This window comes from Bradyrhizobium sp. AC87j1 (assembly GCF_002936975.1).
Lineage (GTDB): Bacteria > Pseudomonadota > Alphaproteobacteria > Rhizobiales > Xanthobacteraceae > Bradyrhizobium > Bradyrhizobium shewense.
The window spans coordinates 20,989-47,597 of record NZ_PTFE01000031.1 but is presented as its reverse complement, the minus strand read 5'-3'; the positions used below and the strand labels follow the sequence as shown (position 1 = coordinate 47,597).

Genomic DNA, 26,609 nt, shown 5'->3' with positions numbered 1-26,609 from the left:
CTGCACGACAGGGCAGAACCGAGAACAACAATGAAGCCGGCCGATATCCTCATCGCCATCCTGGTGGCGATCATCTGGGGACTTGCCTTCGTGGCGAGCCGTTTCGCGCTCGACGAGCTTTCGCCGGAGCTGATGACGGCGCTGCGTTTCGGCGTCGCTGCGCTCCCATGCCTGTTCATCCGCAAGCCCAAGGTTGCCTGGTCGCTGCTGATCGCGATCAGCTTCACGTTGTTCCTCGGCCAGTTCCTGAGCCAGGCCTATGGCATTGCCCATGGCGTGCCGGTGGGGCTGACCAGCGTCGTCGTGCAGAGCCAGGCGCTGTTCACGATCGGCTTTGCCGCGATCGCCTTTGGCGAGCGGCCGACGCCGATGCAGGCGCTCGGCGTTGGTGTCGCTGCGATCGGCCTTCTGATGATCTGCGGTACGGTCGGCTATGATTTCAGCGTCGCCGCGTTTGCGGTGCTGATGATCTCGCCGGTCAGCTTTGCCGTCGGCAATCTGCTGCTGCGCGGCGCCCGCGGCGTGCCGATGTTCGACCTGTTCGCGTGGCTGTGCCTCGCCGCGGCCGTGCCGCTGTTCGTGCTGGCGCTGATCGCCAATGGCCCCGCGCCGACATGGACATCGCTGAGCCACATAACGCTGACAGCGGCTCTCTGTATGCTGGCGCTTGGCGGCATCTCCACCAGCATCGCCTACTGGCTCTGGGGCCGGCTGCTGCGTGACTATCCCGCCGCGCAAGTGGTGCCGTTTGCGCTGCTGGTCCCGTTCGTCGGCTCGGCCGCCTCCAGCATCGTGTTCGGCGAGCGGTTCGGACCCTTGCGGCTGGCCGGCATGCTGACCGTGATCGGCGGTATCGCGGTGATGGTGCTGGCGAAGCGGCCCAAGGCGTTACCCGAAGAACCGTTGCCGAAAACGGCGTGAGGTGAGCATGTCCCAGTCGCTGCTCTATGCCTTCCTGATCTTCATGGTCGTGATGTATTTCACGCCCGGGCCGAACAACATCATGCTGCTGTCCTCGGGCCTGACCTACGGCTTCCGGCGCACCATCCCCCACATTGTCGGCGTCGTCATCGGCTTCGCCTTCATGATCGCCGCCGTCGGCTTCGGGCTCGGCTCGGTGTTCCTGGCCTACCCGATCCTCCAGACTCTCCTGAAATATGCCGGTGCGGCCTATCTCGTTTATCTTGCTGCCGTGATCGCCATGTCCGGCCCGACCAGGCCGGGTGAAGGTGATGGTCGCCGTCCGATGACCTTCTGGGGCGCAGCCATGTTCCAGTGGATCAATGCCAAGGGCTGGGTGATCGTGATCGGCACCATCACCGCCTTTGCGGCGATCGCCCAATTCCCGCTCAACATCGCGATCCAGACCCTGATCAGCCTGCTGGTGGGGTCAGTGTCGTGCGTGGTCTGGGCGCTGTTCGGTACCGCGTTGCGGCCGGTCCTGACCTCCGAGCGGCTGGTCCGCGCCTTCAATATCCTGATGGCGATCCTGCTGCTGGTCTCCCTCTACCCCGTCTTCATGGATGCATGATGCCGCAGTTTTCCATGCAGAAACGGGTTTCCCAGGGGGCTGAAAATGCTCTAGACAGCCCCCGAAATCCGCAAATTTCACTGCCAAGACCTGACCAACGGCCGATTCTGGCCACCTGAACGAGGAAACGACCCATGCGTGTTTATTACGATCGCGACGCCGACCTGAACCTGATCAAGGGCAAGAAGGTCGCCATCGTCGGCTATGGCAGCCAGGGCCACGCCCATGCGCTCAACCTGAAGGATTCCGGCGTCAAGGACGTCGCCATTGCGCTGCGCAAGGACTCGGGCTCGGTCAAGAAGGCGGAAGCCGCCGGCTTCAAGGTGATGGAAGTCGCCGAAGCCGCCAAATGGGCCGACCTCGTCATGATGCTGACCCCGGACGAGCTCCAGGGCGACATCTACCGCGAGCACCTGCACGACAACATGAAGAAGGGCGCCGCCCTCGTGTTCGCGCACGGCCTCAACGTCCACTTCAACCTGCTCGACCCGCGCGCCGACCTCGACGTGCTCATGATCGCGCCGAAGGGCCCCGGCCACACCGTGCGCTCGGAGTATCAGCGCGGCGGCGGCGTGCCCTGCCTGATCGCGATCGCCAAGGACGTCTCGGGCAACGCCCATGACCTCGGCCTGTCCTACGCCTCGGCTGTCGGCGGTGGCCGCGCCGGCATCATCGAGACCACCTTCAAGGAAGAGTGCGAGACCGACCTGTTCGGCGAGCAGGTCGTGCTCTGCGGCGGCCTGGTCGAGCTGATCAAGGGCGGCTACGAGACGCTGGTCGAAGCCGGCTACGCCCCGGAGATGGCCTATTTCGAGTGCCTGCACGAAGTGAAGCTGATCGTCGACCTGATCTATGAAGGCGGCATCGCCAACATGAACTACTCGATCTCCAACACTGCGGAGTATGGCGAGTACGTCACCGGCCCGCGCATCGTCACCGCCGAGACCAAGGCCGAGATGAAGCGCGTTCTCGCCGACATCCAGGGCGGCAAGTTCGCCCGCGACTGGATGCTCGAGAACAAGGTCAACCAGACCTCGTTCAAGGCGACCCGCGCCAAGCTCGCTCAGCACCCGATCGAGGAAGTCGGCGCCAAGCTGCGCGACATGATGCCCTGGATCAAGAAGGGCGCGCTGGTCGACAAGTCGAAGAACTAAGTCGTCTCCCGGACGCAGCGCATCACGCAAGTGGTGCGCTGCTGATCCGGGGTCCATTGCGGCTCCCGGGTCTCGGCTTCTGCGCTCCGTTTCGCTGCGCTTGTCCGGGACATGGGCAAAAATCCAAGGCATGATCGCAGGAACTCCAGGGGAGGAAGACCATGCGATCTGTCGTCGTCACCGGTGCGTCCACAGGCATCGGCTGGGCTACTGCCAAATTCCTGATCGGGCGCGGCTATCGCGTGTTCGGCAGCCTCCGCAAGCAGGCCGATGCCGACCGGCTTCAGGGTGAATTTGGCGCCAATTTCGCGCCGCTGCTGTTCGACGTCACCGAGGAGGCCGCGGTCCTCGCTGCTGCGCGAAAAGTTCGCGAGGCGCTGGGTGGCGAGACGCTGGCCGGCCTCGTCAACAATGCGGGCATCGCGGTCGCCGGTCCCGTGCTCGAATTGTCGGCAGACGATTTCCGCCGCCAGATGGACATCAACGTCATCGGCCCTGTCATCGCGACGCAGGCGTTCGGGCCGCTGCTCGGGGCCGACCCGTCGCTGAAGGGGCCGAAGGGGCGGATCGTGATGATCAGCTCGGTCGCGGGCAAGAACGGCAATCCGCTGTCGGCGCCCTACTGCACCTCCAAGCACGCCGTCGAGGGACTGTCGGAAAGCCTGCGCCGCGAATTGATGCTGTTCGGCATCGACGTCATCATCGTCGCTCCCGGCGCGGTTAAGACGCCGATTTGGAGCAAGGCCGAGCAGATCGATCTCTCCGTCTACCAGAACTCGCCCTATCTGCCAGCGCTGAACAAGGTCATGGCTTTCATGATGGACCTCGGCGCGAAGGGCCTGCCGGCCGAGCGGATCGCCGAGATCGTGTTCGAGGCGCTGACTGCGGCGAGCCCCAAGGTGCGCTATCAGATCACGCCGGACCCGCTCCGCCATCTGATCGGCGCCGTACTGCCGAAACGGACGATCGACCGGATCATCGCCAAGCGGCTCGGGCTGCTGCCGCAGTAAAGGCAGGCGCTTCAGCCCGCCGCAACGGTCTGCCCGCGCGGGTGGCGGGCCATCGCGATCATGCGCAACGACATCACGATCAGCAGCGGAACGAGGAACGCGGCATAGAGCGGCATCGCCGGCACGCGCTTGCCGAACGACACCATGAACTGGAGCCAGAGATAATAGCCGCCGACAAGGTGCAGCGTACGCCAGGCGCGGGAGCCGATCCGCGCGGCGGTGCGGTCGAACGAGGTGGCGCTCATCGCGATGATGAAGCCATAGCCGATGCCGCCGAAGATGTAGGAGACGGCCGAGGTTGCCTCGGCAAAGCTGGCAGGATCCATCCAGGCGAAAACAACGATCGCAACGGCGTGGATGGCGTGGGAAGCCGCAAAACTGAGGCCGAGATAGCGGCGGTTGCGGCGCTGCCAGCGCGTCCATGCGTTGGGCCAAAGCCGCGCCAGCGCTGCGGCGCTGAAGGCGAGGCAGAACAGCAGCAGCGAGCTGCGTGCGGTGAAACGGATCACCATCCGAACGCCCTCGACCTCGAACTGCCGCATCGAGGCGATCCACAGGCTGAGAAGGATCAGGCTGAGGGTGAGGGCGGCGAGCAACCGCCAGCCTTCGAACCAGCTTTGACGTTGCGGCATGGTGATCTTCCTCCGTTATGTAATCATCGATTACATTCGGCTTCGCGCGGCGGTCAATGGTGTAATCACCGCTTACATTCACGTTCGGGTGATGCTAGGAAGCGCCATGCCCGCCCGTCAGCCGTCCAAGCCGCGCGCCCGCCGCCCTGCAACCCAGGCCAGGCCGTATCACCACGGCGACCTCCGCCGTGTCCTGATCGATGCTGCGCTGCAATTGGCGGCGGAGGGAGCGGAGGTCTCCGTCCGTGAGGCCGCGCGCCGGGCCGCGGTGTCGCCGGGCGCGCCGTTCCGGCACTTTCCGAACCGCGATGCCCTCATGGCGGCGGCGGCCGAGGAGGCGCAGCGGCGTTTCCGTGCCGAGATCGAGGCGGCGCTGAGCGAGGCTCCGGCGGCCGGCCCGCTTGCCCGTTTCCGTGCCTTTGGCCTTGCATACCTGCGCTGGGCGATGCGCCATCCCGCCCATTTCGAGATCATCTCGACCGGGCGCTATTTCGCCCATGACAGCTCCGCCGAACTGACGCGCGACAATGCCGAGTTGATCACGCTGACCGAGGGGATTCTAGCCGAGGCGGCGGAGCAGGGCCTGCTGCGGTCGGCCGACCTCAAGCGCATCCAGATCGCCGGCCGCGCCCTGGTCTACGGCTTCGCCCGGATGAATCTCGATGGCCACTTTCCGCGCTGGGGCGTCGAGGAGGGGGCGATCGAGCGGATGGCGGAAGGAGTGCTCGACCTCTTCATCGCCGGCATCGCAAAGCCCTAACCGAGCGAGCGGCTCGGCCCGCCGTGCGGGCTTCGCCGGTCACTAACAATAAGCGAAGGTCGGGTCACCGCATGCGTTGCCTGTCCTTGACCGTTCCGTTACAGTTTTATGACACGGTGCAGGCTTCCGGCTGCTCCGGACGCCCCGTCACCGTCTCGAGGACCAGACGGCCTGGCATCACCGCGCCGGACTTGAAGTATAGCGTGTCGTCGATGGCGTCCGCGCCCAATCCAGGTCCTTCTGCCGCCACCGCCGTGCTGGCGAGCGTCGCCGCGCTCGGCATCTGGCGGCTGCTCGCGGTTGCCGCGCCGCATCTGGCCGCGCTCGCGCTGATGTACCAGACCGAGACCGATTTCGGCTCGCGGCTCTCCTTCGCGCTGGCCTGGGGCATCCTCAATTTTTTCTGGATCACGCTGCTGCGCCGGCCGGCGCTATCAGGCGCGCTGTCGCTGACCATGGTCGTCGTGCTGGTGCTGCTGTCGCGGCTCAAGCACGACGTCGTCCAGATGACGGTCAACTTCATCGACCTGATGATGATCGACCGCGACACCGTCGCGTTCCTGTTCACGATCTTCCCGAATTTGCGCTGGTCGGTGATCCTGGCCGGCTTCGTCACGCTGCCGCTGATGTATGCGCTGTGGTGGCTCGATCCGTTCCGCATCCGCCGTCTGCCGGCGCTCGCCTGCAAGCTGGCCTGCCTTGCCGCGCTGGTCGGCTATTCGCTCTATCATCCGGACGAAGCCTGGCGCGGCTATTACGACGACGGCTATCTGTCGAAATTCTTTCGCTCCGGCGTTAGCTCGGTCTCCGATTTCGTGCAATACGGCTTCATGGAATCGGCCGCCGCGACCAACGAGCGGCTCAACATGCCGCTGGTCGATTCCTGCCATCCGGCCGGCCGCCGGCCGAACATCATCATGATCCATGATGAATCGAGCTTCGACATCCGCGCCGCCCGGGGCATCAAGGTGCCGCAGGGCTATGGCAGCCACTTCAAATCCTGGGACGGCAAGCAGCGCACGTTTCTGGCCGAGAGCAATGGCGGGCCGAGCTGGTTCACCGAATACAACGTGCTCGCAGGCCTCTCCTCGCGCTCGTTCGGCCGCTTCGCCTATTTCGTGACGCGCATCGCCTCGAACCGCGTCGAGCGCGGGCTGCCGCTGGCGCTGCGCCGTTGCGGCTACGACACGATGTCGCTCTATCCCGCCCATGGCGGCTTCATGGCCGCGCGCAGCTTCCAGCTAACGACCGGCATCGAACGCTTCCTCGACGCCAAGGACCTCGGTGCCAAGGACGTCGAGCCCGACGGCTTCTTCTACGACAAGGCGCTCCAGCTGATGGGCCAGCAGCCGCCCAACAAGCCGCTGTTCACCTTCATCTATCTCGGTGCCAATCATTTCCCCTGGGAGACGCGCTTCCGGGCCGACCTGCTGCCGAACTGGCGCGCGCCGGGCAATGTGCCGTCCATCGACGAATATCTGCGCCGGCAGGCGATGAGCGCCGAGCAATACAAGGCGTTCGTCGCGGGGCTGAAGAAGACGTTCCCGGGCGAGCCCTTCCTGATCGTGCGCTATGGCGATCACCAGCCTGAGTTTGCACCTGCTATCCTCGAGCCCGGGCTCGACGAGGGCGCTCTCGGCAAGAAGCTGGACGCCTACGATCCGCGCCTCTACGCGACCTATTACGCGATCGACGCCGTCAATTTCGAGCCGGTCAAGAGCGAGGCCGTCATGGACACGATCGACGGCCCCTATCTGCCGCTGGTGATCCAGGAGGCCGCCGGCATCCCGCTCGATCCGTCCTTCGCCGAGCAGAAGGAGATCATGCTCCGCTGCAAGGGCGTTTTCTACAGCTGCAAGGACGGCGCCGAAGCGCGGCGGCTGAACCGCCTGCTGATCAATGCGGGGATCATCAGGGGGCTGTAGGCTCTACCGCCATCCTGAGAATCCGTAGGGTGGGCAAAGCGAAGCGTGCCCACCACCTCTCACACGTATCCAGAGACCGTGGGCACGGCGCTTACGCGCCTTTGCCCACCCTACGAAATCCCAACCTACCGCTCGCCCACCTTCCCCCACAGCCACTTCGCGACCGCATCCGGCGAGGAATTCGCATCATTACCGCTGGCGCGCAAATTCGCTTCGCGCATGGTGGCGATGTCGATCTTGCCAAGCAGCGGCCTCAGCGCGGCCTGGAGTCGCTCGTCGGCGGCACGTTTCGGGGCCAGCAGCAGGATGGCGTCGTAGGGCGGGATCGCGTGCCTGGGGTCGTCGAGCGCGACCAGATCGTATTTCGCAATCAACCCGTCGCTGGTGTAGCCGGCGATGACGTCGACCTCGCCGCTGGCAACTGCCGCATACATGAAATCCGGCTGCATCTGGCGCTGGGCGCGGAACGAAAGGCCGTAGGCCTTTTGCAGCGCCGCCCATTCCGGCCGCGAGAAGAACTCGTAGTCGCCGGCAATTGACAGCGTCGATGCGTGCGCGGCGAGATCGGCAATGGTGCGGATGCCAAGCGCTTCGGCGCGCTTCTTCGGGAGCACCAGCGCATAGGCATTCTCGAAGCCGAGCTCGCCGAGCAGGGTGATGTTGTCCTTCGCCAGGCTTGTCTTCAAATCCGTCAACAGCTCGGCGCGCGGCTTGATGTCGGTGCGATGCAGCTGGTTGGCCCAGAGCGTGCCGGAGTAATCGACATAGAGATCGATGTCGCCGGCCTTCAACGCCCCGAAGATCACGCTGGAGCCGAGGCCCGAGCGCGCCGTCGCGGGCAGACCGGCAGCCTGGAGGCGGTCCCTGAGCAGGGCCGACAACACATATTGCTCGGCGAAGGTCTTGGCACCGACGACGTAGCCCTGCGAAGAGCGCCCCACCGTCGGCACCAGCGTTGCGGCTACCAGCGCCGCGATTCCGGCCGCGCCGAGCGCGGTGCGGGCGCGGCTGCGGCGACGCAGGCCGCCCTCGATCAGGCCGAGCAGCTGGTCGACGGCGAGCGCGAGCAGGGCCGAGGCAAAGCAGCCGAACAGCACGAACACCCAGTTCTGGGTTTGAAGCCCGGCAAAGATGTAATTGCCGAGGCTGGTCTGCCCGATCGGCGTCGAGAGCGTCGCGGTGCCGATCACCCACACCGCGGCGGTGCGGATGCCCGCCATCATCACCGGCAGCGCCAGCGGCAGCTCGACCATGACGAGCGACTGCCGCGCGGTCATGCCGACACCCTTGGCGGCCTCGATCAGCGCGGGATCGATGCCATTGAGCCCGGTGATACCGTTGCGCAGCACCGGCAGCATCGAATAGAGCGCCAGCGCCAGCATCGCCGGCAGGAAGCCGAACGCCGAGAAGGAAACACCGAACCAGGCCAGCGTGACCGAGGCGGCCAGCAGCAGCAGCGGATAGAACAGCGCGAGCAGCGCCAGGCCCGGCACCGTCTGCACGATGCTGGCGATTGCGAGCAGGATGGCTCGCGGCGCCGGGCGGTTGCGCGTCAGGATCGCCAGCGGCAGGCTGACGGCGAGACCGAGCGCGAGCGCGGCAAGACTCACCCGCACATGATTGCCGAGATAATCGGGCAGATGCGCCAGCGCCTCGCCCCAGCGTGGATCGGAAAACAGGCTCATGCCGCACCGCTTTGAGGCAGCAGCGCGTTCAGCCGCTCGACCTGGCGCCGCGGCGTACGCAGCAGCTCCAGCACGTAAGCGTCGCTGCTGTTCGACAGCTCGGCGGGCGTGCCCTGCGCGAGCAGCTTCCCGCTGCGCATCACCGCGATGCGGTCGGCGAGCAGGATCGCTTCCGTCATGTCATGGGTGATCATCACGGTGGTCAGGCCGAGCTTGCGATGCAACGAACGATAATCGTCGCCGAGGGCATCGCGGGTGAGGGGATCGAGTGCGCCGAACGGCTCGTCCATCAGCACGATGCGCGGCTTTGCCGCAAGCGCGCGCGCCACGCCGACGCGCTGGCGCTGGCCGCCGGAGAGCGCCTCCGGCAGACGGCTGCGATGCGCGTTGCGGTCGAGCTGCACGAGACCCAGCAGCTCGTCGACGCGCGCTGCGATATCGGCCGCCGGTTCGCCGAGCAGTTTCGGCGTGATCCCGATGTTGTCGGCGACGCTCAAATGCGGAAACAGCCCGCCGCTCTGGAACACATAGCCGATCCGCCGCCGTAGCGCGACCGGATCGACGCTTTGCACGTTCTCGCCTTCGATCGTGATGGTGCCGCCATCGACCTCGATCAGCCGGTTGGCGAGCCGCAGCAGCGTGGTCTTGCCGGAGCCCGAGCCGCCGACGATCGCCACAAACTCGCCCTCGGCGATGTCGAGCGACAAATCGTCCACGGCCTTGAGCGGGCCGAAGCTTTTGGTGACGTGCTGGTAGCTGATCGCCAGCTTGGAAGGCATCGCGGGTGGGCTCGCTTTTCTCTTACCCTCCCCCTCCAGGGGAGGGTAAGAGCACGGCAAGTCCCCATGCGTAGCACGCCTGGCGCCTTGATTGAACTTGGCCGCGCGAGCGGCTAAGGCATCGGGCCAAGTTCGGAGGGAATACATGTCAACGCCAACGGCAGTGGCGCTGGAAGATGCCAAGGTTGCGTTCCGGCTCGGGGACGGGCGGGTCTATACGGCGGTGGAAAAGGCCCATCTCACGGTCGCGCAAGGCGAGTTCGTCGCCATCGTCGGGCCCACGGGCTGCGGGAAATCGACGCTGCTCAACGTCGCGGCCGGGCTGCTGAAGCCGGCCGCCGGCAATGTCAGGATATTCGACCGACCGCTGGCGGGGCTGAACCGGGATGCCGGCTACCTGTTCCAGGCCGACGCGCTGTTCCCGTGGAAGACCGCGCTCGACAATGTCGCGATCGGGCTGGAGATCAAAGGCACGCCGCGAGCCGAGGCACTGCCGCGCGCACAGAAATGGCTGACGTCGGTCGGCCTTGGCGCGTTCGCGGGTCGCTATCCGCACATGCTCTCCGGCGGCCAACGCAAGCGCGTGGCGCTGGCGCAGGTGCTGATCCGCGATCCAAAAATCCTCTTGATGGACGAGCCGTTCGGGCCGCTCGATGCGCAGACCCGCCAGGTGATGGGCAACCTGCTGCTCGACCTCTGGAATGCCGACCGCAAGGCCGTGCTGTTCGTGACCCATGATCTCGAAGAGGCGATCGCGCTCGCCGACCGCGTCGTGATCATGTCGGCCGGGCCGTCCTCGCGTATCATCGGCGACTGGCGCGTGAGCCTGCCGCGCCCGCGCGACATCTTCGAGGTGCGTCTCGACAAGGAGTTCCATGCGCTCCATCGCGAGATCTGGAGTGTGCTCAAGGACGAGGTGATGAAGGGCTACGCGCAGTCCACGCAAGCGGCGGAGGCGGTCTGATGTCGCGCCCGACGCTGTTCGCGCTGCAAGTCCTGGTCGCGGTCGTCTGCATCGTGCTGTGGCAGGTGCTGTCGACCGTTCCCGTGTTCGGCAAGATCCTGCTGCCGCCGTTCTTCTTCTCCAACCCGTTCGACGTGTTCAGCCAGATCGTGAAGTGGTTCTCGTCCGGCGTGATCTGGAAGCATCTCGGCATCACGCTGACGGAATCGATCCTGGCCTTCGTGATCGGATCGGCCGGTGGTGTGCTGGTCGGCTTCTGGTTCGCGCGCCAGCCGCTGGTCGCCGCGGTGTTCGACCCTTACGTCAAGATGGTCAACGCGCTGCCCCGCGTGGTGCTGGCGCCGATCTTCGCGCTGTGGCTGGGCCTCGGCATCTGGTCCAAGGTCGCGCTCGGCGTGACCTTGGTGTTCTTCATCGTGTTCTTCAACGTCTATCAGGGCGTCAAGGAGGTCAGCCGCACCGTGCTCGACAACGGCCGCATGCTTGGCATGAGCGAGCGGCAGCTGATGCGGCATGTTTATTGGCCGTCGGCGCTGTCCTGGATGTTCTCCTCGCTGCACACCTCGGTCGGCTTCGCGGTGGTCGGTGCGGTCGTCGGCGAATATCTGGGATCGGCAGCGGGCCTTGGCTATCTCATTCAGCAGGCCGAGGGCGTGTTCGACGTCGCCGGCGTGTTCGCCGGGATGTTCGTGCTGTCGGCCTTCGTCATCCTGATCGACTATGGGGTCACGCTGGTGGAGCGGCGCCTGTTGGTGTGGCGGCCGACCGCGTCGGATGGGCGCGGCTAGGCGCGAGGCGGGACCCGCGTATCGGCGCGGGCCCCAGTCGCGAAGCTTCAATCCAGCAGCTTGGTGTCGTCGGGCGCCTGCGGCGGCGTCTTGATTGCGATGGCCTTGACCTGTCCGCTGATCGGCTTGGTGCCGCCATGCGGCGTGCCCTTCGGAATGATGACGAGGTCGCCCGGCTTCACCGTGACCTCCTTGTCGCCGAGCCAGATCGTGCCGGTGCCGTCGAGGATGTACTGGATCTCGTTGGTGTTGGGATGCATGTGCTTGGGCACATTGCCGACCTGGATCGAGATCGTGGCGCCGTCGGCACTGGCGAACATTTTTGAGCGGAAGCCGACATTGTTGGCGGCGCCGAGCGCATCGGCTTCCATCTCTCCGGTGTGGATGATCTGCGCGGTGATGTTCTCGGCGGCGAGCGCCGGCCGGAGCAGTTGGTTCGCGCCGCATCCGGCGGCAAAGGCGGCGGCGATCGACAGCCCGATTGCAAGGCGATTCATGGATGATCCTCCCCATCACAAGTTTGTTGTTGTACCCGCATGCTATTGCGCCAAAAGGCCGATGGCCAGTGCCTTGGGCCACGCTTCTCAAGCCTGTCGCGCTGCTCTATGGTGCCGCCGGCCGAACGGAGGAAACCAATGAAGAACACGATTGCCAGGCTCGCCGGTGCGCTGATCGCGCTGACACTCACCACCTCGCTTGCCGCAGCGCAAAGCAAGGTCACCATCGCGGTCGGCGGCGGCTCCTGCCTATGCTATTTGCCGACGGTGCTGGCCAAGCAGCTCGGCGAATACGATAAGGCCGGCCTCAGTGTCGAGCTGGTCGACCTCAAGGGCGGCTCGGACGCGCTCAAGGCCGTGCTCGGCGGCAGCGCCGACGTCGTGTCCGGCTATTTCGACCATTGCGTCAATCTGGCTGCCAAGAAGCAGGAGCTCCAGGCTTTCGTGGTCTATGACCGCTATCCCGGCCTCGTGCTCGTGGTCGCGCCCTCGCGCACCAACGACATCAAGTCGGTCAAGGATCTGGCCGGCAAGAAGGTCGGCGTCAGCGCGCCCGGCTCCTCGACCGACTTCTTCCTGAAGTACATGCTCAAGAAGAACGGCATCGATCCGACCAGCGCCGCCGTGATTGGCGTCGGCCTCGGCGCCACTGCGGTCGCCGCGATGGAGCAGGGCCAGATCGACGCGGCCGTGATGCTCGACCCCTCCGTCACCGTGCTCCAGGGCAGCCACAAGGATCTGCGCATCCTGTCCGACACCCGCACGCAGAAGGACACGCTCGAGACCTTCGGTGGCGAATATCCCGGCGGCGCGCTGTACTCGACCGCGGCCTGGGTTGCCAAGCACGAGAAGGAGACCCAGGCGCTCACCAACGCGATCCTCGCCACGCTCGCCTGGATCCACTCGCATTCGCCAGAGGAGATCATGGCGAAAATGCCGGAAGAGACGGTCGGCAAGAACAAGGATCTCTATCTCGCCGCGCTGAAGAACACGATCCCGATGTTCTCCGAAACCGGCAAGATGGACCCGAAGGGCGCGGATGCCGTGCTCGCCGTGTTCAGCGTCGGCTCGCCCGAGGTGGCCAACGCCAAGATCGACGTCAGCAAGACCTTCACCAACAAGTTCGTCGAGCAGGCCAAGAAGACCACGGGGAATGCCAAATAGCTGACGCGAAGGCGTGGTAGACGCCCCCTCATGATGTCACCGATCATTCATCGCGTCACGACCCTTGCTCTTGCCGTGCGGCCGATCCTCTGGCCGTTCGCCGAGGAGCGTCGCGACGAGATCGCGGCGCACTTCGCCGAAAAGCAGCGTGAGCGGCCGAAGATCTGGAACGGCCGTGTCCTGCTCGGGCGCGATCCCGTGTTCACGGACGGCCGTTTCGCCTCGACCTATTTCGAGACCGATTTCGCAAGTTTCCTTGCCTGGCGCGACTGGGGCTTTCCCGGCGCGCCCGTGTTCAACGGGTTTGGCATGGGCGCGCTGCGCACGTCCGACGGCGCCTTCCTGATGGGCGAGATGGCGCAGCACACCGCGAACGCAGGCCGCATCTATTTCCCGTCGGGGACGCCCGATCTCGACGATGTCAGGGATGGGACGCTGGATATTCCCGGCAGCGTCGTCCGCGAAATTCAGGAGGAGACCGGCTTGACGGCGGCGGACTATCAGGCCGAGCCGGACTGGTATTGCGTCGTCAGCGGCCCCACGATTGCGATGATGCAGGTGCTCAACCTCGATATGCCCGGCGACGAGGCTCGCGCCCGGATCGAAGCCAATCTCGCCTGTGAGGACGAGCCTGAATTGTCGGCGATTCATCTCGTGCGCGGGATGGGTGATCTCACGCCGACCATGCCGCGATTTGTCACGGCCTTTATCGAGCAGCAGTTCGCCTCGCGCTGATGCGCGAGGCTTGACATCCCTGCGCTCTGCCCATGTGATGGGGGCAACCAAAAGCAAGACGAATGCAATGCACAATCGTCCAGGGAGGTTTTGATGCGCCTGCGCATGGCTGCCCGATTGGTACGTGGGCTGGTGATCGCGATATCCGCGACGAGCCTGGCGGTGGCCGCCCAGGCTCAGGACAAGAAGATCAAGATCGGCGTTGTTTTTGATTTGACCGGACCTCTGGCCGGCGGCGGTTCCGAACTCGGCTATATCGGCGCAAAGATCATCCTCGACCATTTCGCCAAGACCGGCGTCGAAGGCTACAAGATCGAGGCGGTCTATGCCGACGCGCAGAGCAAGCCCGACATCGCCATCAACGAATCCGTCCGCCTGCTCGAGCAGGAGAAGGTCGACATGGTGCTCGGCTTCTTCTCCTCGGCGCAGTGCGTGCCGGTGGCCGCCCGCGTCGAGCAGCTCAAGAAGTTCATGTGGATGACGACCTGCATCTCGTCCGCCGTGTTCAACGAGAAGGGCTACAAATACGTTTTCCGCCCGCAGGCGAGCGGCGACCAGTTCGGCATGATGACGATGGATTTCATCGCGCAGAACGCCAAGGCGAAGTTCGACAAGGAGCCAAAGGACCTGCGCGTCGCCATCATCCACGAGGACGGCGCCTATGGTGTCGACGTCTCCAAGGGCAACGAGGCAGGCGCGAAGAAAGCCGGCTTCAACGTCGTGATGAAGGAGGGCTATTCGGCGACCGCGCCCGATCTGTCCGCGCTGGTGACCAAGCTGAAGCGCGCCAAGCCCGACGTGATCTTCCACACCGGCTACAACCCCGACATCACGCTGCTGCTCCGCCAGGCCCGCGAGCAGGGCCTGAAGTTCGGCGCGCTGATGGGGCATGGCGCGGGCTACGGCGTCTATGAGAAGCTGAAGGAAGGCATGGGGACCGACGCCACCTACATCTTCAACGCCGACCCGATCTCGATCTGGCTCGCCAACCAGAAGACCATGGATCCGAAGCTGCCACCCGTGATCAAGATGGTCGGCGAGGAGTTCGACAAGATCCGGCTCGGCGTTGCCATCCGCTCTGCCCATGTCGGCATCGGCGCTTCCAACACTTACGTGTTCATGGCCGACGTGCTGCCGCGCGCGATCAAGAAGTACGGCGGCGTCGATCCCGAGGCGCTACGCAAGGCGGCGCTCGACACCGACATCCCCGAAGGCGGCACCATGCTCGGCTTCGGCGTGAAGTTCTACGGCGAGGGCAGCCCCATGGCGGGGCAGAACGAGCGCTCGTTTCCCGTCGTGATCCAGTATATCGACGACAAATCCTCCGTGGTATGGCCCAAGAGCCAGGCGCAGCGCGAAGCCGTGCTGCCGCTGCCGAAAGGCACCACCTACAGCAACCAATAGCGGCGGAGTGCTCTGGTGCTGGAGGTCAGTGGGCTGGTGAAGCGGTTCGGCGGCTTCACCGCCGTCAACAACGTGTCGTTTCGGGTTGATCAGGGCGAGATCCTCGGCCTGATCGGGCCGAACGGTTCGGGCAAGAGCACGATCTTCAACATGCTCTCCGGCACGCTGGCGCCGACATCGGGCTCGATCGTGTTCGGCGGCTCCGAGATCGCGGGCCTCGCACCGCACCGGATCATCAACAGCGGCGTCGGCCGCACCTTCCAGATTCCGCGGCCGTTCCGCCGCCTGACCATCTTCGAGAACGTCGCGCTCGCCGGCTTTTACGGCCAGGGCCGCCACAGCCGTGCCAGGGCGGAGGAGGCGGCGGAAAGATCGCTGGCGATGGTCGGCCTGCCGACCGATCGCCATGCCAGCGTCGACGGTCTGGGCGCAGCGGGGTTGAAGAAGCTCGAGCTTGCTAAAGCGCTCGCCACGGCGCCAAAGCTGCTGCTGGCCGACGAGAGCCTCGGCGGTCTCGACGAAACCGAGATGGATCAGGCCGCCGACATGCTGCGCAACATCCGCGACGAGCTCGGCATCACCATCATCTGGGTCGAGCACATCATGGGCGTGCTGATGCGCGTCGTCGATCGCGTCATGGTGCTCGATCACGGCGAGAAGATCTCGGAAGGCTTGCCGAGCGCGGTCGCGGGCGACCCGCGCGTGATCGAGGTCTATCTCGGCACCGATGCCGAGACCACGCAGGCCGCGGCCGCCGAAGCGCGCCGCCGCGCGGGAGGCTAGGCATGCTGGAGCTCCGCGCCGTCAATGCCGGCTATGGCACGTTCCAGGCGCTGTTCGATGTCAATCTCGACGTGAAGGCCGGCGAAGCCGTCGGCGTCATCGGCCCCAATGGCGCCGGCAAGACCACCCTGATGCGTGTCATCTCCGGCCTGATCCGTCCCTCGCGCGGCTCGATCCGGATGGAGGGGACCGACGTCGTGGCAACGCCGCCGCACAAGATCGTCAGCCTCGGCATCGCGCATGTGCCGGAAAACCGGCGGCTGTTTCCGCAGCTCTCGGTCGACGACAATCTCAAGATGGGCGCCTTCATGAAGGAGGCGCGGGGTCATTATGCCGAGCGGCTCGAAGTGGTGTTCGGCCTGTTTCCGCGCCTGAAGGAGCGCCGCCACCAGATGGCCGGCACCATGTCTGGCGGCGAGCAGCAGATGTGCGCGATCGGCCGCGCGCTGATGTCCAATCCAAAGCTGCTGCTGCTCGACGAGCCCTCGGCGGGCTTGGCGCCGGTCGTGGTGCAGCAGGTGTTCGAGCTGGTGAAGCGGATCCGCGCCAGCGGGCTGACCGTGCTGATCGTGGAGCAGAACGTGCAGCAGGTGCTGAAAGTGGTCGATCGCGCCTATCTGATCGAGGCGGGCACCATCCGGGCGTCCGGCACGTCCGCCGAAATGCTGGCGAGCGACACGGTCAAGGAAGCGTATCTCGGGGTGTGAGGGGGCATGCAGGCATTCTTGGACATCTTCGACATCTATCTGCTGGAGGCCGTGATCAACGGCATCCTGCTCGGCGGCGTGCTGGCGCTGCTCGCGCTCGGGCTGAACCTGATCTTCGGCGTCATCGACGTGACCTGGATCTGCTATGCCGAGCTGGTGATGATCGGCATGTACGCCATGTATTTCATGGTGCAGTATTACGGCGTCAGCTATTTCGTCGCCGCGCCTCTCACCATCGTGCTGGTCGCGATCCTCGGCGCGGCGCTGCATTACCTCGTGATCGCGCCGCTGCTGACAGCGCCGCCGATCAACCAGCTGCTCGCTACCGGCGGGGTGCTGTTCGTGCTGCAGAGCTTTGCCACCGTCGCCTTCGGCATCGACTTCCGCAATCTCGGCATCCGCCTGCCGGTGCTCGCCCTCGGCGACATGAATTTCAGCTACGCGCGGCTGCTCTCGTTTCTGGCCGCGCTGGTCGGCATGGTCGCCGTCTATCTGTTCATGACTCGCACCTTCACCGGCACCGCGATCCGCGCCATCTCGCAGGACCGGCAGATCATGGCGCTGATGGGCGTCGACACCAAGCGGATCTATCTCATCACCTCCGCAATCGGCGGCGGGTTGGCCGGGCTCGCCGCCTGCCTCCTGGTGCTGCAATATGACGTGCATCCGTTCGTCGGCCTCTCCTTTGGGCCGATCACCTTTCTGATCTGCGTGCTCGGCGGGCTCGGCAATTTCATCGGCGGCTTCATCGCCGCCTTCGTGTTTGCCGAGATCATCTCGCTCGGCGGCCTGTTCTCCGACCTGGAATGGGGCTATGTGCTCGCCTTCGCCTTCTTCATCGTCATGATGTTCATCCGGCCCGCGGGCCTGCTCGCGAGGCGCCGATGATGGGGCAGGGACGGCTTGCAGCATGGGGGATTGGGCTGGCGGCGCTGGTCGCGCTGCCCTTCGTCTATCGCGATCCCTATCATCTGCACATCCTGGTGCTGATCCTGATCTGGTCGTTCGCCTATACGTCGTGGTCGATGATGGGGCGGTTCGGCCTCGTCTCGCTCGGCCATGGCGGCTTCATGGGGATCGGCGCCTATGTCACTGCGCTGCTCTGGAACCACCTCGGCGTGTCGCCCTGGATCGGCATTCCCGTCAGCATGGTCGCGGCCGGCGCACTGGCCCTGATCGTCGGCTATCCCTGCTTCCGCTTCCGCATCACCGGACACTATTTCGTTCTGGTGACGCTGGCGCTGTCAGGCATCGTGCTCCAGGTCATCACGGCGACGCGCGACTACACCGGCGGCTCGCTCGGCTACACGCCGAATCGAACCTCGGGCAACAAGCTGCTGGCACTGCAGTTCGACGACAAGATCACCTGGTATCTGATTGCGCTCGGGGTCTGGCTGTTCGGCATCGTGGTCTGGCACTGGGTCGACCGCAGCATGAGCCGCTACGCGCTGGAGGCGATCTCGGAGGACGAGGATGCAGCGGCCGCCGCCGGCGTCGACGTCACCGCGGAGAAGCTGAAGATCACGCTGCTCAGTGCCCTGATGACGGCGCTTGCGGGCGCGATCTACTGCCAGTACCAGATGTTCATCACGCCCGACACCGTCAGCGGCATCGCGGTGTCGCTCCAGATGGTGTTCGCGGCCATCGTCGGCGGCCTGTTCGTCTCGCTCGGCCCGACCTTCGGCGCCGTGATCACCATCCTGCTGGCGGAAACCCTTCGCATCGGCTTCGGCACCAAGGCGGTCGGCTGGGACAATCTCGTCTATGGCGTGCTGCTGGTCCTTTTCATCATATTCCTTCCCAAGGGCATCCTTGGTAGCGTGCTCGACCGATTGAAGCCGCAACGCAAGGTGCCCCGCGCTCATGAGCAAGAAGCCGTCCAAATCGCTCGCCCAGGAACTTGACCGCTACATCACGCCGTTCCGCTATGACGGCTCGGGCAAGTTTCATCTCAAGGCGCACAAGACCGACGAGAAGGGCGATCTCGACAAGGAGAAGGCGTTGGCGATTCTCGACGCCAACAAGAAGCGGCTGATCGGGTTTCAGGAGAAGCTCTATGCCCAGGACCGCTGGTCGCTCCTGATCGTGTTCCAGGCCATGGACGCCGGCGGCAAGGACAGCGCCATCAAGGCGATCTTCGAGGGCATCAATCCGCAGGGATGCGAGGTCCATGCCTTCAAGGCGCCGAGCAGCAAGGAGCTCGACCACGATTTCCTATGGCGCCACGCGATCGCGCTGCCCGAGCGCGGCCATATCGGCATCTTCAACCGCTCCCATTACGAGGAATGCCTGGTGACGCGCGTGCACCCGGAGATCCTCGCCAAGGAGAAGCTGCCGCAAAAGCTCCTCACCAAGAACATCTGGAAGGAACGGTTCGAGGACATCTCGGCGTTCGAGCGCTATCTCTGCCGCAACGGCACCGTGGTGCTGAAGTTCTTCCTCAACGTGTCCAAGGACGAGCAGCGCGAGCGCTTCCTCGATCGGCTGGAGGACCCGGCCAAGCAGTGGAAGTTCTCCATGGACGACATCAAGGAGCGCGCGCTGTGGCCGCGCTATCAGGCGGTCTACCAGGACATCGTCCGGCACACCTCGACGCCTCATGCGCCGTGGTACGTCGTGCCCGCGGACCACAAATGGTTTGCGCGCGTTGTGATCGGCTCGGTGATCAATGCCGCGCTCGAAAAGCTCGACCTGCGTTTCCCCCGCGCCGACAAGGCCTCGGTGGCGGAGTTCGACGAGGTGCGCAAGGCACTGGAGAAAGAGGGGACGGGAGGCAAGAAGAAAGCAAAGTGACAGCCAACCGGACCGCCGACCGAAAAACCGTCAATTTCGCGCTCCAGGGCGGCGGCGCGCACGGCGCCTTCGTCTGGGGCGTGCTCGACCAGGTGCTCGAAGACGGCAGGCTCGCGATCGAGGCCGTCAGTGCAACCAGTGCCGGCGCCATGAATGCGGTGGCGATGGCTTCCGGCATGGCGCACGGGGGCGCGCAGGCCGCGCGGGAGAGCCTGCACGCATTCTGGTACGAAGTGTCTCGCATGGACATGGCGTACGATTTGATGTCGCCGCTGAACCAGTGGATCCAGGCCCTGAAGCTGCCGCCGGAATATCATCCGGTTCACGCCGTCATCCACACGTTGACGCACACGCTGCCGCCAGGCCTGCTCAATCCCTTTCATTTCAATCCGCTCCGGTCGCTCTTGCAGCGGGTCGTCGATTTCGATCGGCTCAATTCCTCGCCCGAGGCGCCGCAACTGTTCCTCAACGCGACCAACGTCCGCACCGGCAAGATCAAGGTATTTCAGAGCCCGCATCTCACCGCGGAGACCGTACTGGCCTCGGCCTGCCTGCCGCCCTATTTCCAGGCCGTCGAGATCGACGGCGAGCATTATTGGGACGGCGGCTATCTCGGCAATCCCGCGATCTTCCCGCTGATCTACCGCAAGGGCAGCCACGACGTCGTCGTCGTGCAGGTCACGGCCATCCGGCGCGACGAGCTGCCGACGAGCGCGGCCGACGTCCTCCATCGCATCAACGAGATCAGCTTCAATTCGTCCCTGATGCGCGAGATGCGCGCTATCGCCTTCGCCACACGGCTGATCGACGATGGCGAGCTCGACAGCGGCAAGCACAGCCGCATGTACATGCACTGGATCGGCAACGACCAGCTGATGTCGCAGCTCGGCACGGCCACGCAATTCCATCCCGAATGGAGCCTGTTGTGCCGCCTGCGCGACGAGGGCCGTTCGGCGGCGCGAAGCTGGCTGGCGCGCAACTTCGACCGGGTCGGGACGGCCTCGACGGTGGACCTGGCCGACATGTTTCTCTAGGCCACAGACAAAAAACTACGAAAACGACCCCATGCACAGTAGCCGGGCGTAGCGGAATCAATGGCTTGCCATCGGGTGTCATATGAATGCGGATTTTGCGAAATGGACTTGATGCGTCGGGCAAAATAGATGCCGAACCCTGCGGAACTGACGCCTCCAATTGTGATCGCGCGCTTGTCGATCCCGCTTGACAGTTTTGTGGCACAGGAGGACCATTCCGCTGGTCGCAATAAGCGACGCGCAACGTCCACCTCATGAGCAAGGGGAGGTCTATGACTCCACCTCCGCAAATCCAGCCGCGTTAAGTGCGATGGAGCTCGTTCGGACTATCGCATAGCGGCGGAAACCGCGAACGGCACGCCGGGTCAAGGTTTAGAGGGCTGCATCAGTAAGGCAGAGCCCCTACCTTCCCGGCGCTGTATTTTGCATCACATCGATCGTGTCCGGATGGCCGTGACAAGGCTGACCGCGACAGGTGGTTTTGACATCCTGCTTTTCTCCTCCACCTTCCTCCTTGCCGTCATTCCGGGCCGCCTCCCGGAATGACGGAGGGTGTAGCATGGCAGGTCGGCTGGCCCGAGCGCGTCTCGAAGAATGGCCGCGACGCAATTGCCAGGCAACTGACCCGCGCCGATGCTGCGGTTCCCCGATCTTCGCATTGCGGTAAATGCCAAGAGAATGTCGCCTCATAGGCCAACTTCCGACACAGGCCGGAGGCGAATAGCTGCGATCCGACATGACGCATGTGCTTCGGCGGTGACGGTCCCGACGCCGCCGGCTCATTCATTTTTTCCAGGGAATCCTCGTGTCGCATAAGCTTGCCCCGGCGGTCCTCGCCGCTCTCTTCCTCGCGATCTTCTCTGTCTCCGGTGTCCGCGCCGAAACGCCTCGGCCTGCGACGAATAGCGCTGCCGCACTGTCGCCCGACGAAGCCAGGCGCGCGCTGGAGACGCTCCAGGACGACAAGAAGCGCGCGCAGATGATCGATACGCTGCGCGCGATCGCGAGTGCGTCCGGTCAGCAGCAGCCTGCGCCGCCCGCGCCTGAGCAGAAGTCGCCGATCCCGCTCTCCGCCGATGGCCTCGGGGCGCAACTCCTGCTCACGGTGTCGGAGGAGATCGGCGCGATCTCGAGCGAGATCGCCAGCATGGCGCGGACGCTCACGCACTTCCCGGCCTTCTACTACTGGTTCCTGCGGACTGCGAACGATCCTGCCGCCTACAATCTCCTGATCGAGATCGCCTGGAAGCTGGCGCTGGTGCTCGGCTGCGCCCTTGCGGCCGAGTGGGTGATCTTTCGCCTGATCCGCCGCCCGGTCGCGTTCCTGGAAGGGCGCGTGCCGCAAACCGCGCACCTGCCGGCACAGGTGATCCCCATTGCCGACCCGCCGTCCTCAACGGCCGATGTCACGCCCGCGCCCGACTTGAACAAGCGACGCCACAGCCTCGCGCGCGTGTGGCAGGCCCTGTTGCGGCTGCCCTTCGTGCTGGGACGTCTCGTGCTCGAACTGCTGCCGGTGGTCATCTTCGTCGGCGTCGCCACCGCGCTGCTCGGCACCGAGATCGGCGAACCCACGACCGTTCGCCTCGTGATCCTCGCGGTGGTCAATGCCTATGCCTTCTCGCGCGGGCTCATCTGCGTGATCCGGGCGCTGGCGGGACCGTTCGGGCTGCTTCCGGTCCGGGCCGAGACCGCGGCCTATATCGAGATCTGGGCGCGCCGCATCGTCGGCGTCGGCGTCTCCGGCATCGCCTTTGCCAATGTGGCCCTGCTGCTCGGCCTGCATCGTACCGGTTATGCGGCGCTGCTGCGCATGGTGATGCTGGTCGTGCACCTCTTCATCGTCGTCATCATCCTGCAATGCCGCCGGCAGGTCGCCGACGCCATCCGTGCGCCGGCCGAGCGGCAGGGCATCGCGGCCCGCCTGCGCAACCGCGTCGCCGGCGGCTGGCACTATCTCGCCATCGCGCTCGATCTTGCGCTGTGGGCGGTGTGGGCGCTCAACATCCGCAACGGCTATTCGCTGCTTTTGCAGTATTTCGTCGGTACGGTCGTGGTGGCGCTGGTCACGCGCGTCGCCATCATGCTGACGCTCAGCCTGATCGACCGCGGCTTCCGCATCAAGCCGGAGATCCTCCAGCGCTTTCCCGGTCTCGAGATCCGCGCCAACCGCTATCTGCCGCTGCTGCGCAAGATCGTATCCGGCGTGATCGGCTTCATCGGCTTCGTCGCCGTGCTCGAGGTGTGGGGCGTGGACGCCATCGTCTGGTTCTATGGCGGCCAGATCGGCAGCCGGCTGATCTCGGCCGTGGTGACGATCGGCCTCGCCGTCCTGATCGCGGCGGCGATCTGGGAAGCCAGCAACGCGCTGCTGGACCGCCAGATCAACACGCTGTCGCGGGATGGGCACTACGCCCGTGCCGCGCGGTTGCGCACCTTCCAGCCGATGCTACGTACCGCGCTGCTGTGCCTGATCGCCACCGTCGTCGGCCTCACCGCGCTGAGCGAGATCGGCGTCAACGTCGCGCCGCTGCTCGCGGGCGCCGGCATCGTCGGCATCGCCATCGGCTTCGGCTCGCAGAAGCTGGTGCAGGACCTCATCACCGGGCTGTTCCTGCTGCTGGAGAACACGGTCCAGGTCGGCGACAATGTCAGCGTGTCGGGGCTGTCTGGCGTGGTCGAGAACGTCTCGATCCGCACCATACGTCTGCGCGCCGGCGACGGCGCCGTGCACATCGTGCCGTTCAGCGCGGTCACGACCATCACCAATGCCAGCCGCGGCGCCGGCAACGCCTCGGTCAGCGTCAACGTCGCCTACAAGGAAGACACCGACCGCGCCGGCCAGATCCTCAAGGACATCGTCGACGAGATGCGCCGCGAACCGGAATTCCGTCCGCTGATCCGCGGCGACCTCGATCTGTGGGGCATCGACAAGGTCGACGGCGCGATGGTGTCGATCGTCGGCCAGATCCGCTGCACCGAGGCCGGGCGCTGGCCGGTTCAGCGCGAATTCAACCGCCGCATGAAGCTGCGCTTCCAGCAGAACGGCATCGATGTCGCATCCGCCACCCAGACCATCTTGATGCACGTCGTGCCGCCGGCAGATGGCGCGGCCAATCTGACGCCGCGGCGAGCGGCCGGATAGCCATCGGCTGTAACTTCCGGCTTGCCTCCGCCCGTCCGGCAGCGTTCACTCAGCCTCCAGCCCGCTGCCGACATGCGGGCGGCGAAAATGGGTGGGTGGAATGCTACGAGGGCTGTGCGCCGCCTTGCGCGGTCATTTGATCGTCTTGTGCGCCGTGGTCGGATGTGGGGCGTGGATTGCACCGGGCCATGCGCAGCCGTTTCCCTCGCGCCCCGTAACTCTCATCGTGCCGTTCGCGGCGGGCGGTCCGACCGACACGCTGGCGCGGATCCTGTCCGAGCGGATCGCCGCCGAGCTACGCACCACGGTTGTGGTCGAGAACGTGGCCGGCGCCTCCGGCAGCATTGCCGGCGCGCGCGTTGCACGCGCAACACCCGACGGCACCACGATCACGATCGGCCATTGGGGCACGCATGTGCTGAACGGCGCGATCTTCAAGCTGCCCTATGACGTGGTCGCCGATTTCGAGCCGGTCGCAATGATCGCGATGGGGACGCAGCTCATCGTCGGCAGGAAGTCGCTCGAGGCGAACAGCCTGAAAGAGATGATCGCCTGGCTGAAGGGCAACCCCGGCAAGGCCACCGCCGGGACGGCCGGGGCCGGCACGGGCGCGCATGTCGCCGGCGTCTTCTTCAAGGACAAGACCGGCACCGACTTCCAGTTCGTGCCTTATCGCGGCGCAGGACCCGCCATGATCGATCTCGTCGCGGGGCAGATCGACATCATGTTCGACCAGGCCTCGAACTCGCTGCCGCACGTCAAGAGCGGCGCGATCAAGGCCTTCGCGGTGACCTCGCCGACGCGGCTCGCTTCTGCGCCTGATGTGCCGACCGTCGACGAAGCGGGCCTGCCGGGCCTTTACATTTCCTACTGGCACGGCATCTGGGCACCGAAGAACACGCCGAAGGACATCGTCACGAAGCTCAACGCGGCGATCGTCGCCGTGCTCGCCGAGCCTGCCGTCAAGCAGCGCTTTGCCGAACTGGGGCAGGAGATTCCGCTACCTGCGCAGCAGACGCCCGCAGCGCTTGCGGCGCTCCAGAAGGCCGAGACCGAGAAATGGTGGCCGATCGTGAAGGCTGCCGATATCAAGCCGGAATAGCCGCGGCGTTAACCTTTTCTCGCGTGCAACTGCCAGTCGTTCGCGAAAGTCTCGCTGCGGTGCGAGATCACAATCGATGCCTCAGTCGCTACGTCCTTGATCTCAATGGAGCGCTGGCCGACAATGTCCGCGGTTCAATATGAAGCTTCTTGGGGGAATTCGTGAATAGACCTGCCCGGGTCGTTGCCCAACCGACGTCGTCCAATCCGCCGCAAGGCATGACATTGCTGCGCGATCCCTTGCTCAACAAGGGGACCGCCTTCACGGAAGCCGAGCGCGAGGCCCTGGGCCTGCGCGGCCTGTTGCCGCCTTGCGTGCTGACGATGGAGACGCAGGCTCAGCGCGTCCTCACCAATCTGCGCACGCTGCCGACCGATCTAGAGAAGTACGTCGCGCTGAACGCGCTGCATGACCGCAACGAGGCGCTGTTCTTCCGCGTCGTCGTCGACAACATCGATGAGATCCAGCCGATCATCTACACCCCGACGGTCGGGCTTGCCTGCCAGAAATTCGGCCTGATCTTCCAGCGGCCGCGCGGCATGTTCATCTCCTCGCGCGACCGCGGCCAGATCGCCGAGCTTCTGAAGAACTGGCCCTATCCGGCCAAGCTGATCGTCGTCACCGACGGCGAGCGCATTTTGGGACTTGGCGATCTCGGTGCCAACGGCATGGGCATCCCGGTCGGCAAGCTCTCGCTCTATTCGGCCTGCGCGGGCGTGCATCCGGAAGCGTGCCTGCCGATTGTGCTCGACGTCGGCACCAACAACGAAGAGCTGCTGAACGATCCCTATTATCTCGGCCTGCGCGAGCGGCGGCTGACGGGCGAAGCCTATGACAGCTTCGTCAACGAATTCATGCAAGCTGCGCGAAATACCTTTCCGGGCGTGCTGATCCAGTTCGAGGATTTCGCCAATCACTCGGCGTTCAAGCTGCTGCACAAATATCGGGACGAAGCCTGCGTCTTCAACGACGACATTCAGGGCACCGCGGCGGTCGCGCTCGCCGGCCTGTTCTCGGCGCTACGCGTGAACGGCGGCAAGCTGAAGGATCAGAAGATCCTGTTCTTAGGGGCAGGCGAAGCGGCAACCGGCATCGCCGATCTCGTGGTGTCCGCGATGATGGCGGAGGGCGCTTCGGAAGCCGAAGCACTGCGACGCAACTGGTTGGTGGATTCCCGCGGCCTCGTCGTCGGCGGCCGCGAAGGCCTCTCCGGCCACAAGCTGCGCTACGCCCATGCCGGCCAGGCGCCGATCGCCGACTTCCTCACCGCGATCAAGACGCTGAAGCCGACGGCGATCATCGGTGTCGCCGCGGTCGGCGGCGCCTTCACGCCCGAAGTGCTCAAGGCGATGGCCGAGCTCAACGAGCAGCCGATCGTGTTCGCGCTCTCCAACCCGACCTCGAAGGCCGAATGCTCGGCGGAGGACGCCTATCGCTACACCGAAGGGCGCGCGCTGTTCGCCTGCGGCAGCCCATATGATCCGGTGACGCTCGACGGCCGCAGATTCGTGCCGCGCCAGGGCAACAACTCCTACATCTTCCCCGGCGTTGGCCTCGGCGTCATCGCCAGCGGCTCAAAGCTGGTGACCGACGAGATGTTCATGGCGGCGGCCCATACGCTCGCCAATTGCGTCGGCAAGGAGGATCTCGCGCAGGGCAGCCTGTATCCGGCCCTGCCGCGCATCCGCGAAGTCTCGGTCCGCATCGCCGCGGCCGTTGCTGATGTCGCCTATCAGCGCGGGCTCGCCGACGGACCCGCGCCCAACGACGTCAAGGCTCTCGTCCAGTCCCAGATGTACGAACCGCATTACTAACCGCCATCCCCCGCCCAAGCGGCGCGGTTAGGGCGCGTCACGTGTCCGCCTCGTCATGGCCGGGCTTGTCCCGGCCATCCACGTCTTGACGCGCGGTACGAAAGAACTTGGATGCCCGGGACAAGCCCGGGCATGACGACCTCGCATATTTCGACTTCCCTCAAATCACGAACCGGCAACTAGGTCAGCACACCGACACCATC

The 26,609-nt window shown here is 65.0% G+C and carries 24 protein-coding genes; 20 read left to right on the top strand and 4 right to left on the bottom strand.

Annotation, left to right across the window (positions count from 1 at the left end):
- Positions 1-30: 30 nt before the first annotated feature.
- The 4 genes from CV770_RS17935 to CV770_RS17920 all read left to right on the top strand — a co-directional run bounded on the left by CV770_RS17935 (position 31) and on the right by CV770_RS17920 (position 3,695).
- A complete protein-coding gene (locus CV770_RS17935; protein WP_104463245.1) occupies positions 31-921 on the top strand; it encodes an EamA family transporter in 891 nt (296 codons plus the stop codon).
- 7 nt (positions 922-928) lie between these two features.
- Positions 929-1,531 carry a LysE family translocator gene (locus tag CV770_RS17930; protein WP_201759910.1) on the top strand — a complete coding sequence of 201 codons (603 nt, stop codon included), beginning with the start codon at positions 929-931 and terminating at the stop codon, positions 1,529-1,531.
- A 134-nt stretch (positions 1,532-1,665) separates the two neighbouring features.
- Positions 1,666-2,685, top strand: a complete 1,020-nt coding sequence (ilvC, locus tag CV770_RS17925; RefSeq protein WP_028145443.1) for a ketol-acid reductoisomerase — start codon at positions 1,666-1,668, stop codon at positions 2,683-2,685.
- A gap of 161 nt (positions 2,686-2,846) precedes the next feature.
- On the top strand, positions 2,847-3,695 hold the full coding sequence (locus tag CV770_RS17920) for an SDR family oxidoreductase (protein ID WP_104463243.1): 849 nt from the start codon (positions 2,847-2,849) through the stop codon (positions 3,693-3,695).
- Positions 3,696-3,706: 11 nt separating this feature from the next.
- On the opposite strand, the gene CV770_RS17915 is transcribed toward CV770_RS17920, so the two are convergent.
- Entirely contained in the window at positions 3,707-4,327 is a 621-nt protein-coding gene (locus tag CV770_RS17915) for a hypothetical protein (protein ID WP_104463242.1), read from the bottom strand.
- Between the two features lie 106 nt (positions 4,328-4,433).
- On the opposite strand from CV770_RS17915, the gene CV770_RS17910 reads away from it, so the two are divergent.
- Both CV770_RS17910 and CV770_RS17905 read left to right on the top strand, forming a co-directional pair.
- The gene (locus tag CV770_RS17910) at positions 4,434-5,087 is read left to right on the top strand and encodes a TetR/AcrR family transcriptional regulator (protein WP_245453777.1); all 654 of its coding nucleotides are present in this window, start codon (positions 4,434-4,436) and stop codon (positions 5,085-5,087) included.
- Between the two features lie 212 nt (positions 5,088-5,299).
- Complete coding sequence (locus CV770_RS17905) at positions 5,300-7,012, top strand: sulfatase-like hydrolase/transferase (protein WP_104463240.1); 1,713 nt, start codon at positions 5,300-5,302, stop codon at positions 7,010-7,012.
- 125 nt (positions 7,013-7,137) lie between these two features.
- On the opposite strand, the gene CV770_RS17900 is transcribed toward CV770_RS17905, so the two are convergent.
- Positions 7,138-8,697 carry a glycine betaine ABC transporter substrate-binding protein gene (locus CV770_RS17900; protein WP_104463239.1) on the bottom strand — a complete coding sequence of 520 codons (1,560 nt, stop codon included), beginning with the start codon at positions 8,695-8,697 and terminating at the stop codon, positions 7,138-7,140.
- Complete coding sequence (locus CV770_RS17895) at positions 8,694-9,476, bottom strand: ATP-binding cassette domain-containing protein (RefSeq protein ID WP_104463238.1); 783 nt, start codon at positions 9,474-9,476, stop codon at positions 8,694-8,696. The genes CV770_RS17900 and CV770_RS17895 overlap by 4 nt, the downstream gene beginning before the upstream one ends.
- Before the next feature lie 145 nt (positions 9,477-9,621).
- Here CV770_RS17895 and CV770_RS17890 point away from each other — a divergent pair, with 145 nt between their 5' ends.
- Together CV770_RS17890 and CV770_RS17885 are read left to right on the top strand one after the other, a co-directional pair.
- Positions 9,622-10,440: an ABC transporter ATP-binding protein gene (locus tag CV770_RS17890; RefSeq protein ID WP_104463237.1), complete on the top strand. Its 819-nt coding sequence runs from the start codon at positions 9,622-9,624 to the stop codon at positions 10,438-10,440.
- Positions 10,440-11,228: an ABC transporter permease gene (locus CV770_RS17885; RefSeq protein ID WP_104463236.1), complete on the top strand. Its 789-nt coding sequence runs from the start codon at positions 10,440-10,442 to the stop codon at positions 11,226-11,228. Before CV770_RS17890 ends, CV770_RS17885 begins: the two co-directional genes overlap by 1 nt.
- Positions 11,229-11,275: 47 nt before the next feature.
- Here the strand turns inward: CV770_RS17885 and CV770_RS17880 are convergent, their stop codons facing one another.
- On the bottom strand, positions 11,276-11,725 hold the full coding sequence (locus tag CV770_RS17880; RefSeq protein ID WP_104463235.1) for a cupin domain-containing protein: 450 nt from the start codon (positions 11,723-11,725) through the stop codon (positions 11,276-11,278).
- A gap of 138 nt (positions 11,726-11,863) precedes the next feature.
- Here CV770_RS17880 and CV770_RS17875 point away from each other — a divergent pair, with 138 nt between their 5' ends.
- The 12 genes from CV770_RS17875 (at position 11,864) to CV770_RS17820 (ending at position 26,406) form a co-directional block, all read left to right on the top strand.
- Positions 11,864-12,889: an ABC transporter substrate-binding protein gene (locus CV770_RS17875; protein WP_201759908.1), complete on the top strand. Its 1,026-nt coding sequence runs from the start codon at positions 11,864-11,866 to the stop codon at positions 12,887-12,889.
- A 30-nt stretch (positions 12,890-12,919) separates the two neighbouring features.
- Positions 12,920-13,624 carry an NUDIX hydrolase gene (locus CV770_RS17870; protein WP_091961374.1) on the top strand — a complete coding sequence of 235 codons (705 nt, stop codon included), beginning with the start codon at positions 12,920-12,922 and terminating at the stop codon, positions 13,622-13,624.
- 93 nt (positions 13,625-13,717) lie between these two features.
- Positions 13,718-15,028: an ABC transporter substrate-binding protein gene (locus CV770_RS17865; RefSeq protein ID WP_104463233.1), complete on the top strand. Its 1,311-nt coding sequence runs from the start codon at positions 13,718-13,720 to the stop codon at positions 15,026-15,028.
- A gap of 15 nt (positions 15,029-15,043) precedes the next feature.
- Positions 15,044-15,811, top strand: coding sequence for an ABC transporter ATP-binding protein (locus CV770_RS17860; RefSeq protein WP_091961369.1), 768 nt, complete (start codon positions 15,044-15,046; stop codon positions 15,809-15,811).
- Positions 15,812-15,813: 2 nt separating this feature from the next.
- Positions 15,814-16,518 (top strand): ABC transporter ATP-binding protein, encoded by a 705-nt coding sequence (locus CV770_RS17855; protein ID WP_104463232.1) that lies wholly within the window; start codon positions 15,814-15,816, stop codon positions 16,516-16,518.
- A 6-nt stretch (positions 16,519-16,524) separates the two neighbouring features.
- Complete coding sequence (locus tag CV770_RS17850; protein ID WP_104463231.1) at positions 16,525-17,406, top strand: branched-chain amino acid ABC transporter permease; 882 nt, start codon at positions 16,525-16,527, stop codon at positions 17,404-17,406.
- Positions 17,403-18,422 carry a branched-chain amino acid ABC transporter permease gene (locus CV770_RS17845; RefSeq protein ID WP_091961362.1) on the top strand — a complete coding sequence of 340 codons (1,020 nt, stop codon included), beginning with the start codon at positions 17,403-17,405 and terminating at the stop codon, positions 18,420-18,422. Before CV770_RS17850 ends, CV770_RS17845 begins: the two co-directional genes overlap by 4 nt.
- A complete protein-coding gene (locus CV770_RS17840) occupies positions 18,382-19,311 on the top strand; it encodes a polyphosphate kinase 2 family protein (RefSeq protein WP_091961358.1) in 930 nt (309 codons plus the stop codon). Before CV770_RS17845 ends, CV770_RS17840 begins: the two co-directional genes overlap by 41 nt.
- Entirely contained in the window at positions 19,308-20,345 is a 1,038-nt protein-coding gene (locus tag CV770_RS17835) for a patatin-like phospholipase family protein (RefSeq protein ID WP_104463230.1), read from the top strand. The genes CV770_RS17840 and CV770_RS17835 overlap by 4 nt, the downstream gene beginning before the upstream one ends.
- Before the next feature lie 805 nt (positions 20,346-21,150).
- Positions 21,151-23,490: a mechanosensitive ion channel domain-containing protein gene (locus CV770_RS17830; protein WP_104463229.1), complete on the top strand. Its 2,340-nt coding sequence runs from the start codon at positions 21,151-21,153 to the stop codon at positions 23,488-23,490.
- 100 nt (positions 23,491-23,590) lie between these two features.
- Positions 23,591-24,592, top strand: coding sequence for a Bug family tripartite tricarboxylate transporter substrate binding protein (locus tag CV770_RS17825; RefSeq protein ID WP_104463228.1), 1,002 nt, complete (start codon positions 23,591-23,593; stop codon positions 24,590-24,592).
- Between the two features lie 161 nt (positions 24,593-24,753).
- Positions 24,754-26,406 carry an NAD-dependent malic enzyme gene (locus CV770_RS17820; protein WP_283811332.1) on the top strand — a complete coding sequence of 551 codons (1,653 nt, stop codon included), beginning with the start codon at positions 24,754-24,756 and terminating at the stop codon, positions 26,404-26,406.
- Positions 26,407-26,609: the final 203 nt, after the last annotated feature.

Excerpts from the sequence above, each read along its gene's own strand:
- CV770_RS17890 (WP_104463237.1), top strand. The coding sequence starts at position 9,622 with ATGTCAACGCCAACGGCAGTGGCGCTGGAAGATGCCAAGGTTGCGTTC.
- CV770_RS17910 (WP_245453777.1), top strand. The coding sequence starts at position 4,434 with ATGCCCGCCCGTCAGCCGTCCAAGCCGCGCGCCCGCCGCCCTGCAACC.
- CV770_RS17870 (WP_091961374.1), top strand. The coding sequence starts at position 12,920 with ATGATGTCACCGATCATTCATCGCGTCACGACCCTTGCTCTTGCCGTG.
- CV770_RS17920 (WP_104463243.1), top strand. The coding sequence starts at position 2,847 with ATGCGATCTGTCGTCGTCACCGGTGCGTCCACAGGCATCGGCTGGGCT.
- CV770_RS17885 (WP_104463236.1), top strand. The coding sequence starts at position 10,440 with ATGTCGCGCCCGACGCTGTTCGCGCTGCAAGTCCTGGTCGCGGTCGTC.
- CV770_RS17875 (WP_201759908.1), top strand. The coding sequence starts at position 11,864 with ATGAAGAACACGATTGCCAGGCTCGCCGGTGCGCTGATCGCGCTGACA.
- CV770_RS17915 (WP_104463242.1), bottom strand. The coding sequence starts at position 4,327 with ATGCCGCAACGTCAAAGCTGGTTCGAAGGCTGGCGGTTGCTCGCCGCC.
- CV770_RS17855 (WP_104463232.1), top strand. The coding sequence starts at position 15,814 with ATGCTGGAGCTCCGCGCCGTCAATGCCGGCTATGGCACGTTCCAGGCG.
- CV770_RS17905 (WP_104463240.1), top strand. The coding sequence starts at position 5,300 with ATGGCGTCCGCGCCCAATCCAGGTCCTTCTGCCGCCACCGCCGTGCTG.
- CV770_RS17930 (WP_201759910.1), top strand. The coding sequence starts at position 929 with ATGTCCCAGTCGCTGCTCTATGCCTTCCTGATCTTCATGGTCGTGATG.
- ilvC (WP_028145443.1), top strand. The coding sequence starts at position 1,666 with ATGCGTGTTTATTACGATCGCGACGCCGACCTGAACCTGATCAAGGGC.
- CV770_RS17895 (WP_104463238.1), bottom strand. The coding sequence starts at position 9,476 with ATGCCTTCCAAGCTGGCGATCAGCTACCAGCACGTCACCAAAAGCTTC.
- CV770_RS17935 (WP_104463245.1), top strand. The coding sequence starts at position 31 with ATGAAGCCGGCCGATATCCTCATCGCCATCCTGGTGGCGATCATCTGG.
- CV770_RS17880 (WP_104463235.1), bottom strand. The coding sequence starts at position 11,725 with ATGAATCGCCTTGCAATCGGGCTGTCGATCGCCGCCGCCTTTGCCGCC.
- CV770_RS17845 (WP_091961362.1), top strand. The coding sequence starts at position 17,403 with ATGATGGGGCAGGGACGGCTTGCAGCATGGGGGATTGGGCTGGCGGCG.
- CV770_RS17840 (WP_091961358.1), top strand. The coding sequence starts at position 18,382 with ATGAGCAAGAAGCCGTCCAAATCGCTCGCCCAGGAACTTGACCGCTAC.
- CV770_RS17865 (WP_104463233.1), top strand. The coding sequence starts at position 13,718 with ATGCGCCTGCGCATGGCTGCCCGATTGGTACGTGGGCTGGTGATCGCG.
- CV770_RS17900 (WP_104463239.1), bottom strand. The coding sequence starts at position 8,697 with ATGAGCCTGTTTTCCGATCCACGCTGGGGCGAGGCGCTGGCGCATCTG.
- CV770_RS17850 (WP_104463231.1), top strand. The coding sequence starts at position 16,525 with ATGCAGGCATTCTTGGACATCTTCGACATCTATCTGCTGGAGGCCGTG.
- CV770_RS17825 (WP_104463228.1), top strand. The coding sequence starts at position 23,591 with ATGCTACGAGGGCTGTGCGCCGCCTTGCGCGGTCATTTGATCGTCTTG.